This is a genomic window from Marivivens marinus (genome assembly GCF_035969385.1).
In the GTDB taxonomy this organism is placed as follows: domain Bacteria; phylum Pseudomonadota; class Alphaproteobacteria; order Rhodobacterales; family Rhodobacteraceae; genus SELP01.
In genome coordinates this window covers 18,435-31,590 of record NZ_JAYKKJ010000010.1, presented here as the reverse complement: position 1 = coordinate 31,590, position 13,156 = coordinate 18,435, and the positions used below count along the sequence as shown (strand labels likewise).

Annotated in this window: 12 protein-coding genes; 3 read left to right on the top strand and 9 right to left on the bottom strand. The window is 64.8% G+C overall.

What is annotated here, in order from left to right; all coding sequences use genetic code 11:
- Nucleotides 1-74: 74 nt before the first annotated feature.
- Entirely contained in the window at nucleotides 75-959 is an 885-nt protein-coding gene (locus tag U3648_RS14500) for a GNAT family N-acetyltransferase (RefSeq protein ID WP_420859953.1), read from the bottom strand.
- Between the two features lie 49 nt (nucleotides 960-1,008).
- Between U3648_RS14500 and U3648_RS14495 the strand changes: the two genes are divergently transcribed.
- Nucleotides 1,009-1,170, top strand: a complete 162-nt coding sequence (locus tag U3648_RS14495; RefSeq protein WP_420859952.1) for a hypothetical protein — start codon at nucleotides 1,009-1,011, stop codon at nucleotides 1,168-1,170.
- Here the strand turns inward: U3648_RS14495 and tyrS are convergent, their stop codons facing one another.
- On the bottom strand, nucleotides 1,171-2,421 hold the full coding sequence (gene tyrS, locus U3648_RS14490) for a tyrosine--tRNA ligase (protein WP_420859951.1): 1,251 nt from the start codon (nucleotides 2,419-2,421) through the stop codon (nucleotides 1,171-1,173).
- 63 nt (nucleotides 2,422-2,484) lie between these two features.
- Between tyrS and U3648_RS14485 the strand changes: the two genes are divergently transcribed.
- Nucleotides 2,485-3,585: an anhydro-N-acetylmuramic acid kinase gene (locus tag U3648_RS14485; protein ID WP_420859950.1), complete on the top strand. Its 1,101-nt coding sequence runs from the start codon at nucleotides 2,485-2,487 to the stop codon at nucleotides 3,583-3,585.
- A gap of 303 nt (nucleotides 3,586-3,888) precedes the next feature.
- On the opposite strand, the gene U3648_RS14480 is transcribed toward U3648_RS14485, so the two are convergent.
- Nucleotides 3,889-5,460 (bottom strand): trimethylamine methyltransferase family protein, encoded by a 1,572-nt coding sequence (locus U3648_RS14480; RefSeq protein ID WP_420859949.1) that lies wholly within the window; start codon nucleotides 5,458-5,460, stop codon nucleotides 3,889-3,891.
- A gap of 477 nt (nucleotides 5,461-5,937) precedes the next feature.
- Between U3648_RS14480 and U3648_RS14475 the strand changes: the two genes are divergently transcribed.
- Nucleotides 5,938-6,549: an outer membrane protein gene (locus tag U3648_RS14475; RefSeq protein ID WP_420859948.1), complete on the top strand. Its 612-nt coding sequence runs from the start codon at nucleotides 5,938-5,940 to the stop codon at nucleotides 6,547-6,549.
- A gap of 21 nt (nucleotides 6,550-6,570) precedes the next feature.
- On the opposite strand, the gene U3648_RS14470 is transcribed toward U3648_RS14475, so the two are convergent.
- From U3648_RS14470 to cobS, 6 genes are all read right to left on the bottom strand, one after another.
- The gene (locus U3648_RS14470) at nucleotides 6,571-7,422 is read right to left on the bottom strand and encodes a TPM domain-containing protein (RefSeq protein ID WP_420859947.1); all 852 of its coding nucleotides are present in this window, start codon (nucleotides 7,420-7,422) and stop codon (nucleotides 6,571-6,573) included.
- Between the two features lie 88 nt (nucleotides 7,423-7,510).
- The gene (locus tag U3648_RS14465) at nucleotides 7,511-7,852 is read right to left on the bottom strand and encodes a DUF427 domain-containing protein (RefSeq protein WP_420859946.1); all 342 of its coding nucleotides are present in this window, start codon (nucleotides 7,850-7,852) and stop codon (nucleotides 7,511-7,513) included.
- 99 nt (nucleotides 7,853-7,951) lie between these two features.
- The gene (locus U3648_RS14460) at nucleotides 7,952-9,754 is read right to left on the bottom strand and encodes an aminopeptidase P family protein (protein ID WP_420859945.1); all 1,803 of its coding nucleotides are present in this window, start codon (nucleotides 9,752-9,754) and stop codon (nucleotides 7,952-7,954) included.
- A gap of 27 nt (nucleotides 9,755-9,781) precedes the next feature.
- Complete coding sequence (cobT, locus tag U3648_RS14455) at nucleotides 9,782-11,656, bottom strand: cobaltochelatase subunit CobT (protein ID WP_420859944.1); 1,875 nt, start codon at nucleotides 11,654-11,656, stop codon at nucleotides 9,782-9,784.
- Complete coding sequence (locus tag U3648_RS14450; RefSeq protein ID WP_420859943.1) at nucleotides 11,653-12,018, bottom strand: hypothetical protein; 366 nt, start codon at nucleotides 12,016-12,018, stop codon at nucleotides 11,653-11,655. The genes cobT and U3648_RS14450 overlap by 4 nt, the downstream gene beginning before the upstream one ends.
- A complete protein-coding gene (gene cobS, locus U3648_RS14445) occupies nucleotides 12,011-12,997 on the bottom strand; it encodes a cobaltochelatase subunit CobS (RefSeq protein ID WP_420859942.1) in 987 nt (328 codons plus the stop codon). Before cobS ends, U3648_RS14450 begins: the two co-directional genes overlap by 8 nt.
- Nucleotides 12,998-13,156: the final 159 nt, after the last annotated feature.

Below are 13,156 nucleotides of genomic sequence, written 5' to 3'. Positions count from 1 at the left end.
GGTGGCCCGGCTGTTTCGTTTCACCCGTTATAGCGGCCTGCGGGCCGCCGGGGGAACCGCAAACCGTTCCCGACTCATCCCGCGCGGGTCAGGCGCAGCCAGCTTCCGCCCAACGGGATCGCCTTTGCCCCGCTGCCCAGTTTGAACCGGGCGAGGCCGGGCGCGGCTTCGGTGTCGATGGTGCCAAGGTCGATCCGGCGAATGCCCCGATCCGCCAGCCAGTCCGACGCCCGTGCAAGTAGCAGGTTATGGGCGTGCATCTCTCGCCCGATTGGCCCGTTCCAGCCGATCTGGTAGGTGGCGACCGGCCCGTGCATCAGGAACAACATCGCGGCCACCCGTTCGCGCCCGTCATAGGCCACGAACAGCCGGGCCCCACCGGGGCTGTTCACGGCCCAGGCGGCAGAGAAACAGGGCGGCATCCCTTTGTATTTCTTGGCCTTCTGTTGCCGGGCCTCCTCTGCAAGAAGCCAATGGTCGGGTTCACCTTCATACCGCAGGGACCGCCAGCGCAGCCCGCTGCGCTCAGCCCGCGACAGGCGGTTGCGCCATTTGATGTCCATTCGGGCGCGTCGTGCTTCTTCGCCGCCGCGAATGTCCAGTTGCGCGATATGGGCCGCGGTCATGACCTTGCGAAACCCCGCCTGGGTCAGCGCCCCGTCTTCGCCGTTGTTCGCGTTGATCAGGTGGACGCCCTGCGCGGACAGCCCGCGGAATCCGTCAACCCGGTCCGCCATGCTGGGCGGACTGGTCCAATAGGGGCCCTGCGATACCAGGCCGATGCGGCCAAAGATCATGCTGTTGCGCGCGATCATCACCGCATGGCCCAGCCGACGCGGACCCGTCCGCAGGGTCAGGCAAGTCGCATCCCGCCCCATCGCGCATAGGGTCTGCGCGAACTGCGGATGCTGTTGCAGCGGCAGTGGCAGAAGGGGGTCGGGAAGGGCATCGGTAATCATCATCCCTGCCGTTAAGGCAGAGGAAACCTAAGTCCCGGTTAATGGGGGCATGACCCGACGCGATTCTCGATCCGTTCGAACCGTCTATGGCCGGACCGCGCCCTCGGTGCGGCTTACCGTCCGGGGCGCGGCTCTGTTGGCCGCGGCGGCCGCCCTTGCGGGCGGCGCGCTTCTGTTCGTCGGAGAGGTGGCGGTGCGGCTGATCTGGTGATCAGCCCAGCTGCACCAATGCGTGCCGTTTCTTGCCCGCGCTCAGCTTGACCGGGCTGGCCAGATCGGCGGCGCTGAACATCCGGCCCGCGTCGGTGCAGGTCTCGTCGTTCACCTTCAACCCGCCCTCGGCGATCAGGCGCTTGCCATCCTTGCCCGACTTGGCAAGGCCCGAGCGGACGACAAGCTGGGCCAATGAAATGCCCTCTGCCGCCTCGGATGCGGGCAGGGTCAGGGTGGGCAGGTCATCGCCCACGCCACCCTTTTCAAATACCTCGCGCGCGGTGGCCTCGGCCGCGGCGGCGGCATCGGCCCCGTGCAATAGGGTCGTGACTTCATTCGCCAGAACGATCTTGGCGTCGTTGATCTCGGACCCTTCCAATGCGCCCAGACGGTCGCACTCCTCGACCGGAAGCTCGGTATAGAGCTTCAGGAAGCGGCCCACGTCGGCATCGGTCGTGTTGCGCCAGAACTGCCAGAATTCGTAGGGCGAGCGCATGTCGGCGTTCAGCCAGACCGCGCCATCGGCGGATTTGCCCATTTTCTTGCCGTCCGAGGTGGTCAGAAGCGGCGAAGTCAGCCCGTAGATTTCATGATCCAGCACCCGGCGGGTCAGGTCGATCCCGTTGACGATATTGCCCCACTGGTCCGACCCGCCCATCTGCAACAGGCAGCCATACCGGCGGTTCAGCTCCAGAAAGTCGTAGGCCTGCAGGATCATGTAGTTGAATTCGAGGAAGGACAGGCTCTGTTCCCGGTCCAGCCGCGATTTCACCGATTCAAACGACAGCATCCGGTTGACGCTGAAATGCCGCCCGATGTCGCGCAGGAAATCGAGGTAGTTCAGCCCGTCCAGCCATTCGGCATTGTTCAGCATCAGGGCAGGGTTCTCGGCGCGGTCATAGTCGATGTAGGCGGCGAAAACCTTCTTGATCCCGGCAATGTTGTCGTCAATCTGGTCCGCCGTCAAAAGCGGACGTTCATCAGCCCGGAACGACGGATCGCCCACCTTGGTGGTGCCGCCGCCCATCAGGGTGATCGGCTGGTGGCCGGTCTTTTGCAGCCAGCGCAGCATCATGATCTGGATGAGAGAGCCTACGTGAAGGGACTTGGCGGTGGCGTCAAAGCCGATATAGGCGGGAACGACACCCTTCACCAATGCCTCGTCGAGGCCCTGGTAATCCGTGCAGTCAGACAGGAACCCGCGTTCCATCATGACGGCCATGAAATCGGATTTGGGATGGTAGGTCATCGTCTTGTCCTTCGGCTTCGGTCGGGGCACTCTATAAGCGGCAGGAAGCGCAAGGAAAAGCAGATGTTGAAGGGTGAACCGGTTCGGGTGCTTGGGGCCATGTCCGGGACCTCGCTGGATGGGGTGGACGCGGCGGTGCTGACCACCGATGGCGAGCGGATTCTGGGCTTTGGCGAAAGCCGGTTTCGACCCTATTCGACAGAGGAACAGGCGATCCTGCGTGCGGCCCTCGGGAAATGGGAGGGGGCCGAGGTCGCGGCGGCGGCCGATTTGACGCTGACCGCCCATGCCGAGGCATTGTCTGGGTTCGAGGATGTAGACCTTGTTGGGTTTCATGGGCAGACGGTGGCCCACGACCCGGCCGGACGCGGCACCCTGCAACTGGGCGACGGGGCGGCCCTGGCCGATGTGCTGGGCCTGCCGGTGGTTTGGGACTTTCGCAGTGCCGATGTGCGTCTGGGCGGGCAGGGGGCGCCGCTGGCCCCCTTCTATCACTTCGCGCTGGCCAAATGGATCGGCGCCGATGCGCCGCTGGCCTTTCTGAACCTTGGCGGGGTGGGGAACCTGACATGGGTGGACCCGGGCAAGGATCGGCCCGAGGCAGAGGGCGCGCTTCTGGCCTTTGACACCGGCCCGGCAAACGCACCGATCAACGACCTGATGCAGGAACGGCGCAGAGAGCCCTTTGACCGGGATGGGGCGCTGGCCGCCACCGGGCAGGTGGTGGATGGCGCGCTGGAACTGTTTCTCGATGAAGGGTATTTCCTGAAGGTGCCGCCGAAGTCCTTGGACCGGAACGATTTTTCACTGATGCTGGACCTTGTGCGGGAGTTGGGGGATGCGGATGCCGCCGCCACCATGACCGCGATGAGCGCGGCGGCGGTGATGCAAGGGATGCAATTCTGTCCGCGCCCACCGGGCCGGGTTCTGGTGACTGGGGGCGGGCGGCAAAATCCGGTTATGATGGAAATGCTCGCCGCCGGTCTGGATTGCCCCGTCGAACCGGTAGAGGCGGTGGGGCTGGACGGCGATATGCTGGAAGCGCAGGCCTTTGCCTTTCTTGCCGCACGGGTGGCGCGGGGATTGCCCACCTCGGGCCCTGCTACGACAGGCGTGCGGGCGCTGGTCGGCGGCGGCACGATCAGCACCCCCGGCGGCGCGTAATCCAATTGCGCGGCTGCCGCCGCATTCCGTTTTCTGAAATCGGCACCGCGACGCGATGGTTTTGACGTTGCGAGGGCTGAGGCGGCGGATGCCTCCGGTGGGAGTATTTGGGGCAAAATGAGAGAGACCTCACTTTGCCCCAAACGGTGGGTCTGAACCCTCACCTTGCACGGTCATCGGCTCTCCAGCCTGTACCGTGTCTCTTTCATGAGCCGTTAACCCTAATTTTGGATTAACGGCTCTCATTTTGCCAGAAATACTCCGGGGGTGAGGCCCGGCACGGGTCGAGGGGGCGGCGCCCCCTTAGCCCGGCAGGTGAATGCGGAACCGGGCCCGGATCGCCGCGTCGGTGGCCGGGTCGAAGCGGGCCGCGGCCCGTTCGGACAGGATCCGCTCTTTCCGCGCGGTGGCCTTTTCGATCAGGTCGGGTTTGCCCTTTTCCGCCCATTCTTTGGGTGAGGTTCGGTCGCCAAGTGTGGGATAGACATGGTCTTTTTGCATCCGGCTGAGCGTTGCGTCGGTTCCAAGATAATGCCCGGTTCCGCCAAGGCAGACCTCGCGCATCTGTTCCAGCGCAAGGGTGGTGTCGTCCACCTCGATCCCGCGCACGCAGCGCAGCGCCTGCCCGATCAGGTCGTCGCCGAGAATCAGGCTTTCGTGGCAGAACCCGAGGAGAGAGGCATGCATCCCTGCCGCCTCGTAGACCATGTTCAGACCGGCCAGACCGGCCATCACGTTGGAACACATCTGTTCCCAGCCCGCCTGCATGTCCGGCAGTTTGCTGTCGGCGATCCCGGCGGCGGCCCCGCCCGGCAGGTCATAGAATTTGTGCATCTGCGCACAGCCTGCGGTCAGGAGGGCCTGTTCCCCGGACCCGCCGGTCATCGCGCCAGTCCGCAGGTCTAACCCGAAGGGCCATGTGCCGAAGATCGCCGGGTGTCCGGGCTTGATCGCGTTGACATAGACGACCCCCGCAAGACATTCGGCCACGGCCTGCACGATCGCCCCGGCCACCGTCGAGGGCGCGGTGGCCCCGGCCATGCCCGCGGACAAAAGCAGCACCGGCATCCCGCCCGCGATGCATTCCTCCATCACCTTGCAGCTTTCGGTGGCGAATTTCATCGGCGGCACGACGAAGCAGTTGGAGTTCGACACGAAGGGGCGGGCCCGCCATTCGGCCTCTCCCCCGGCGATCATGTGCAGCATTTCCATGGCGTCGCCGACATAGTCGGGATCGGTGAAGGAGACGCCCACGTGTTTCGTGGTCCCGGCACAACTGGCATAGACCGAGTTGAGGTCCATTTCCCGGTTGTCGGCGATGTCCCGGCACACCATGGGCCGTTGCAGGAAGTGGATGTTGTCCAGCTGGTCGACGATCCGGGCGGCGTCGTGCAGGTCCTGCACGGTGCTGTCGCGGTAGTTTTTCCCCGCCACGTCAACCATATGCACCGCGGCCCCGGCGGTGCCGTAATGCACGTTCGCGCCCGCAAGGTGCAGGTCGTGGCGCGGGTCGCGCCCGTGCAGGGTGATCCCGCGGGCGGCCTTGGCCAACATGTCTTCGACCAGCGCGCGGGGGAAACGGATGCGCCCGTCATCGCCCAGGATCGCGCCTGCGCCGGTCAGGATCTCGACCCCGCTTGGCGGTGCGTCGGCCAGGCCGATCTGTTCGAGCGCCTGAAGCGCGGTTTCATGGATGCGTGCCACCTGCGCGTCGGTCAGGGGCTTGTATTGGCCACCGGGCATACCGGGCCGGACCGGGCGCATATCATCGGACAGCGGGGCGGCGCGGGCGGCCTTGCGGGCGGCGCGACCGCCAGAGCGGGTGCCCCGCGCGCTGGTGTTGGACGGGACTTCGGATTCGATTTCAATCGACATGGATCAGCCTGTAGCAGGACAAGGGAAAAGGGATAGGCGGGCAGATAAGATCGAGGGGGCCGATTACGGACGGCCGCGCGCAGCACGACCCCGCCGCGCACCGATGGTGCGGGTCACGAGGTCTAGGATGCTGGTTTCGCTCATCTTGATCCTGCGGAAGGGCCGGTTGGGCCGTTAATCCGACTATTCAAGTGATTCATCCGCCATTCTTTCCCAATTGCGACAGGGCGTCGTTTTTGGTGGGCCGGTTGTCGCCAGCCCGTCGGCGAAACGCTGCCTTGGGTGGGGTTGGATGGGGCCGCCGCGTGCCCTCCGGCAGAAGTTTGCCAGTGGTATCCGGGTGTTTCAGCAGCTTTGCGCCGCGATTTTCCGGGGGGCTTGGAAAGTAGCTGCGGCGGTTTCACCTAGGGTCCGATCACAGGATCACCCGTCGCCACCCCGCGGCGGGCAGGACTCGAGACAGTAAGGATAAGCCTCATGAAGAAGACACTTCCGACCGTTTCCGCGGTGGCCCTGACCACCGTTCTTGCCGCTCCCGCCTTTGCCGGTGGGCCGACCGAGCCGGTTATCGACCCCGCCCCGGCGCCTGTCGCCACATATGCCCCTGTCGCAACGGGCGGCGATTGGACCGGGTTCTATGCCGGTGGGTCGCTGGGATACGCCGATGTGACCGGATCGACGACCCTTGGGGACGAAGTCAACGGGCTGACCTATGGTGTCCACGCAGGGTATTTGCAGGACCTTGGCAGCATCGTCCTGGGCGGCGAACTGGAGCTGTCGGGGGCCGATATCACCGACGATGTCAGCGGGCTGTCGGTGGACAGTGTGGCACGGGCCAAGGCACGCGTCGGGTATGACGCCGGCCAATTCATGCCCTACCTGACCGCCGGTGTGGCGCAGCTGACCACCTCGGGCGCGATTGATGACAAGGACACCGGGTACTTCGGCGGGATCGGGCTGGATTACCAATTGTCCGACCAGTTGACCGTCGGGGGCGAGGTTCTTCAGCACAAGTTCGACGACTTCGCGGGCAGCGGCATTGACGTTGAAGCGATGAGCGTCAGCGCGCGGGTCAGCTTTCGCTTCTGATGGACGCAGGGCGGGCGGGCGCTACCAGCTTCCGCCCGCGCCACCGCCGCCCGAAGACCCGCCGCCGAAACTGCCGCCAGAGCTGGAGCTGTTGGACGAGGAAATCGCGGCGATGGTGTAGGTGCTGGTGGCGATGTGGCCGCAATGCGGGCAGGTCAGGGTCAGCCTGCCTTCGCCCTTGCTGCGGCGCGTTGCCTTGGTCAGCACCTCTTTGTGGCGGTGGAGGCCCTTTTGGCCGCAGCTTTCGCAGGGCTGGTTTCGGCGACGCCAGGCGGCAAAGCCAAAGCCGCCCGCGACCAAAGCAATTGGGATACCGAGAAAGGCGGCCATGATCGCAAAGGCGTTTGTCCCGCCACTGCTGCGTTCAGGGGCATCGGCCCCGGCCTTGAAGGGGGTCACGATCCGGCGGATCAACCCATCGACACCGGATTCAATCCCGGCTGGATAGCTACCATCGCGGAAGTGGGGTAGGATGTCGGTGTTGACGGTGCCCTGCGCCTCGTAGTTCCAGTTGTTGTCATATCCGAGGCCAAGTTCGATCCACAGTTCGCGGTCATCGCGGAAGATCATCATCAGGATGCCGTCATTGGTCGCGGCCTTGCCCACCCCCCAATGGTCGAACAGGGCGCGGGCGTATTCCTCGACCGTCATATCCTCGGCATAGAAGGCGACAGAGGACAGGGTCACGACTGTCAGTTCTACGCCGGTATCAGCCTCCAGCTTGGTCAGGGTTTCGACGAGACGTGCCTCTGTCGCGTCATCGATCATGTCGGAAAAGTCGTTGACGGTCGTGCTGTCCGGGTCCGGGAACAACTGTGCCTGCGCCATGGCAGGCACAAGCAGGGCTAGAACGAAAGCAGCAATTCTGATCATGTCAAATCCCCATTCCCGGAATGGGCCCCCAATTGAAATATGGGGGAAGTCTGCATGATCGGGGGCGGTTCGGGCAAGGCCCGCGTTGTCAGACCCGTTCGACCGCGACCTTGGAGGGGTAGAAGGCCAGATATCCGGCGATCTCTTTCACCACGTCTTTCGGGGCCTCATAGCTCCACGCCGCGTCGTTGATCGGGCCGCTTTTGGCGATGATGTTGAAATAGACCGCGTCGCCCTTGAACGGGCAATGCGACCCGGTGGCCGAGGCGTCAAGGAAGGCCATCGCGATATCGTCGCGCGGGAAATAGATGACCGGCGGGTAATCGCCTTCGACCAGTTCCAGCGCCGCCTTGCTTTCGCCGATCACGGCGCCGCCGGCGCGAACCACCCATGTGCCATCTGCCGGGCGGATCTTGATATGGTCGGTCATTGTCGTCTCTCCCTCGTCGTCTGTCATAAGAACCCCGTGCCACGAAGGCGGGTCGCCATCGTGCGGGGCATTCTAAACCGTTTTCGTAACGGTGGTGCGTCAGAGCGGCGCGCAGGCCGCCTTCAGCCAGTCGGAGGCAGCGCCATCCAGCCGCGGTCCGATCCGCGCCAACGTATCCGCATGATAGGCATCAATCCAAGCCTTTTCGTCGGGTGACAGCAGGGATGCGTCAATCAGCCCCCGATCCAGCGGCACGAAGGTCAGCGTTTCAAAGCCCATCAGCGCCCGATGTGCGTCCCCGCCGGGGAACGGGGCGGGGTCGGTGACGGCGACAAGGTTCTCGATCCGGATGCCAAAGGCCCCGTTGCGGTAGTATCCGGGTTCGTTCGACAGGATCATGCCGGGCTCCAGCGCGACCTGCGATCGCCGCGACAGGCCCTGCGGCCCTTCATGGACGCAGAGGTAAACCCCCACCCCATGCCCGGTGCCGTGGTCAAAATCCATGCCATCCGCCCAAAGTGGCGCGCGGGCCAGTGCATCAAGATGCTGCCCGCCAACCCCCTTGGGAAAGCGGGCGCGGGAAATGGCGACCATCCCTTGCAGGACCCGGGTGTAGCAGCGCCGTTCGTCCGCCCCGACCGTGCCGATCCCCATCGTCCGGGTGATGTCGGTCGTCCCGTCGATGTATTGCCCGCCGGAATCCACCACGATCAGGTCGCCGTCTTTCAGCATGCGGTTGGTGCGGTTGGTCACCCGGTAATGCATGATCGCCCCGTTCGGCCCGGTTCCGGCGATGGTATCGAAAGAGATATCCAGAAGCGCGTTGGTGTCCCGCCGGAAGCCTTCCAGCGCGGTGACCACGTCGATCTCGGTCAGGGTGCCCTTGGGCGCGGCCTCGGACAGCCAGTGCAGGAACCGGCACATGGCCGCGCCGTCGCGCAGGTGCGCCTCGCGCATGCCCTTCAACTCGGTCGGGTTCTTGCGGGCCTTGGGCAGGGCGCAGGGGTCTGCGCCGTCTTTCGTGGCCACATGTGCCCCCGCCAGCGCATCGGCCAGCGCGCGGGGGGTGGATTTCGGGTCGATCAGGACCGGCCCGGTCAGTGCGGCAAGGTCGCGGATCAGGTCGTCCAGCAGGTGCACCGTGACCCCGGCACCAAGGTGGTCGCGGATCGCGTCGGCCCTGCCGTCGCGGGCATAAAGGGCGCAGGTGCCGTCCGCGCGCAGGATCGCAAAGGACTGTGGCACCGGGTTCTTTTCAATATCCGCGCCGCGGATGTTCAGCAGCCAGGCGATGGAATCGGGCTGGCACAGAAGGGCGGCAGTCTGGCCGTTCCCGGACAGGGTCTTGGCCAGACGTGCCCGTTTGTTCGCGCTGGTTTCGCCCGCGTTTTCAATCGGGTAGGCGAAGAAAGGTGCATCGGGCGGCGCGGGGCGGTCTGGCCAGATCGGGTCGATCAGGTTGTCGGTCGTGCGCAGCGACAGCCCCTTCTTTTCCAGCGTGTTCCGCAGGGTTTCGACCTCGGCCACGGTATGCAGCCAAGGGTCAAACCCGACCACCGCGGCGGGGGACAGGCGTTCGGTCAGCCAGTCGCCCAGCTGCACCTCGGGCCAGTCGACCGGGGTGAAGACGTCTGCCACCTGATCGCGGACCTGAACCCGGTAGCGGCCATCGACGAAGACCCCCGCCCGATCGGCCAGAACGGCGCAGAACCCGGCCGATCCGGTGAAACCGGTCAACCATGCCAGCCGTTCGTCGCAGGGGGCCACATATTCGCCCTGCCATGCATCGGCCCGCGGCACGATGAAGGCGTCCAGCCCCGCCGCTGCCATCCTGGCCCGCAACGCGGCAAGCCGCTCTGGCCCTTTGGACCCATCGGCCTTTTCCTCGAAGGTCTGAAACATCTGTGGTCTCCCGCCGCCCGAAGGCCCTTATCCGACCTTGCGCATCCCCAGCACACGGGCGCGTTTGCGCGGGTCGCTGTCGAACAGGCTGGCCAATTGTTCGGTCATTGCCCCGGCAAGCTGGTCCACATCGGTGATCGTCACCGCGCGGTTGTAGTAGCGGGTCACGTCATGGCCGATGCCGATTGCGATCAGTTCGACGAACTTCTTCTTTTCCACCATGGCGATTACGTCGCGCAGGTGTTTTTCCAGATAGTTGGCCGGGTTGACCGACAGGGTGCTGTCATCGACCGGGGCGCCATCGGAAATGACCATCAGGATCTTGCGCGCCTCGGGGCGGCCCATCATCCGGCGATAGGCCCATTCCAGCGCCTCGCCGTCGATGTTTTCCTTCAAAAGCCCCTCTTTCATCATCAGCCCAAGGTTGGGCCGGGTCCGCCGCCACGGGGCGTCTGCGGATTTGTAGATGATATGGCGCAGGTCGTTCAGGCGGCCCGGTTGCAGCGGACGGCCATCGGCCAGCCATTTTTCGCGGCTTTGCCCGCCCTTCCATGCGCGGGTTGTGAACCCAAGGATTTCCACCTTCACGTTGCAGCGTTCCAGTGTCCGCGCCAGCACGTCGGCGCAGATCGCGGCGATGGAAATCGGGCGGCCCCGCATTGAGCCGGAGTTGTCCAGCAGCAGCGTCACCACGGTGTCGCGGAATTCGGTGTCCTTTTCGACCTTGAAGGACAACGGCGTCGTCGGGTTGGCGACCACGCGGGCAAGGCGGCCCGCGTCAAGGATGCCTTCCTCGCGATCGAATTCCCAACTGCGGTTCTGCTGGGCCTGCAAGCGGCGCTGCAGTTTGTTGGCCAGCCGGGACACCGCGCCCTTGAGCGGTTCCAACTGCTGGTCCAGATAGGCGCGCAGCCGTTCCAGCTCTGCCGGTTCGGCAAGGTCTTCGGCGCCGATCTCTTCGTCGAAGTCGGTCAGCCAGGCGCTGTAGTCCGGGTCGGCGTCGGAAATCGGGGCGGGCGGCGGCGGCTCCAGCGGGGCCTCGCCCTCGGGCATTTCCGCCTCTTCGTCCAGTTCCGCATCGGCCATGTCATCGGCAGAGACCTCGGCCTGACTGTCGTCCTGGGTTTCTTCCTGGCTTTGCTCGGGGCTGGCCTCGGTCTGCTCTTCTTCGGACTGGTCCTCGCCGGTCGAGTCCGGGTCGTCCTCTGCCGCCTCGTCACTGGCGTCGTCGGGGGCCTCGTCGTCTTCGGTGTCCGGGTCATCGCCCAGCTGATCGCCATAGCCGAGGTCGGAGATGACCTGCCGCGCGAATTTCGCGAAGGCCTTCTGGTCGTCCAGCGCCTCGGCCAGACCGTCCAGCGTGCCGCCTGCCTGATCCTCGATGAAGCCGCGCCACAGTTCCATCACGTTGTCGGCGCCACGGGGCAGGGGGCGGCCGGTGGCCAGATGCCGGATCAGGTAGCCCGCGGCCACCGACAGGGGCGCGTCCGAAGCCTGGGTGATCTGGTCGTATCCTTTGCGGGCGGCCTCGTTCCCGATCTTGGCGTCGATGTTGCCCGCGGTGCCGGGCATGTATTTCGCGCCCACGGCCTCGACCCGGGCGGCCTCCATCGCGTCGTAAAGGTCGCGGGCCATCTGGCCCTGCGGCATGTAGCGGTTGGCGACGGCCGCGTCATGGAACTTGTGGCGCAGCGCAAAGGCGTCCGCCGTGCCGCGGGCCAGAAGCACCTCATCGCGGGTCATGCGGCGGCTGACCTGCGGCAGGCGCACGCTGTCGTTCGACAGGCCGGGCGGATCGACCGAATAGGTGACCGACAATTCGGGATTATCAGCCAGAACCTTGGTCGCCTCGGCCAGCGCCTTCTTAAACGGATCGGCGGGGTTGTCGCTGGGTTTGCTCATGGCAAGAGGCCCGCTGTTTCGTCATAGCCCGCCGCCAGCCCCTCGCAGAAGGCGCGGGACTGGTCGATCATCGCCTGCGCCGAGGGGTTGCTGTCGTAGGTCTGGAAGAAGGGAACAAGCATCGGGGTCGTGCCCTCCAGCTTGGCCGCGACATCCGCCTCGGCCTGAGCAGAGGTGCGGGCGGCCAGTGCGACAAAGCCCGCCGCCAGCGGCTGGTCCGAGCCCAGATGCGCACCTTCGGCAAGGTAGAAGCCCGCGCAATAGCCGATCTGCTGATCTTCGGGCAGGGTGTCGAACCCCTGCGCCTGCGCGGCCCCGCCCAAAAGGGCAAGGCCAAGGGCGATATGAAGCGCCTTAGCCAAGGCTGACGCTGGCTGCCGACTCGGGCAGTTCCTCGTCAAAGCAGCGCTGGTAGAATTCGGCGACCGTCTGGCGCTCCAATTCGTCGCATTTGTTCAGGAACGACAGGCGGAAGGCATAGCCCACGTCGCGGAATATCTGGGCATTCTGGGCCCAGTTGATCACGGTCCGGGGCGACATAACGGTGGACAGGTCGCCGTTCATGAAGGCGGTCCGGGTCAGGTCGGCGACGGTGACCATCTGGCTGACGGTCTTGCGCCCCTCGGCGGTGTTGTAGGTCGGCGATTTCGACAGGACGATCGCGGCCTCGGCGTCATGCGACAGGTAGTTGAGGGTGGACACAAGGCTCCACCGGTCCATCTGAGCCTGGTTGATCTGCTGGGTGCCGTGATAGAGGCCCGTCGTGTCGCCCAGACCCACGGTGTTGGCCGTGGCGAACAGGCGGAAATACTTGTGCGGGGTGATGATCTCGTTCTGGTCCAGAAGGGTCAGCTTGCCGTCATGTTCCAGAACCCGCTGGATCACGAACATCACGTCGGCGCGGCCCGCGTCGTATTCGTCGAACACGATGGCAACGGGGTTGCGCAGCGCCCAAGGCAGGATGCCTTCGTGGAACTCCGTCACCTGCTTGCCATCGCGCAGCTTAATCGCGTCCTTGCCGATCAGGTCGATCCGGCTGATGTGGCTGTCAAGGTTGACGCGCACGGCGGGCCAGTTCAGCCGGGCGGCAACCTGTTCGATATGGGTGGATTTCCCGGTGCCGTGGTAGCCCTGGATCATCACCCGGCGGTTCCAGCCAAAGCCCGCAAGGATCGCCAGCGTGGTTTCGGGATCGAACTTGTAGGTCGGGTCGATCTCCGGCACCCGGTCCGACCGCTCTGCAAAGCCCTTGATGGTCATCTCGGTATTGATACCAAATACCTCGCGAACCGAGATTTCCTCGGTCGGTTTCATCTGCGGGTCAAGCGTAAGGTCGGACATGCGGCAGGCTTTCCTGAAATATCTTTCGTCGGATTCGGGATGCAACATAACGGGCGGGGCGGCAAGGGAAAGGCCAAGCGGCGACATTTGCCGGGGAAATTCGCCTGATCCGCGGCGGAACCTTCACGCCCTGTCACAAGGACGTGCGTCACGGGCTTG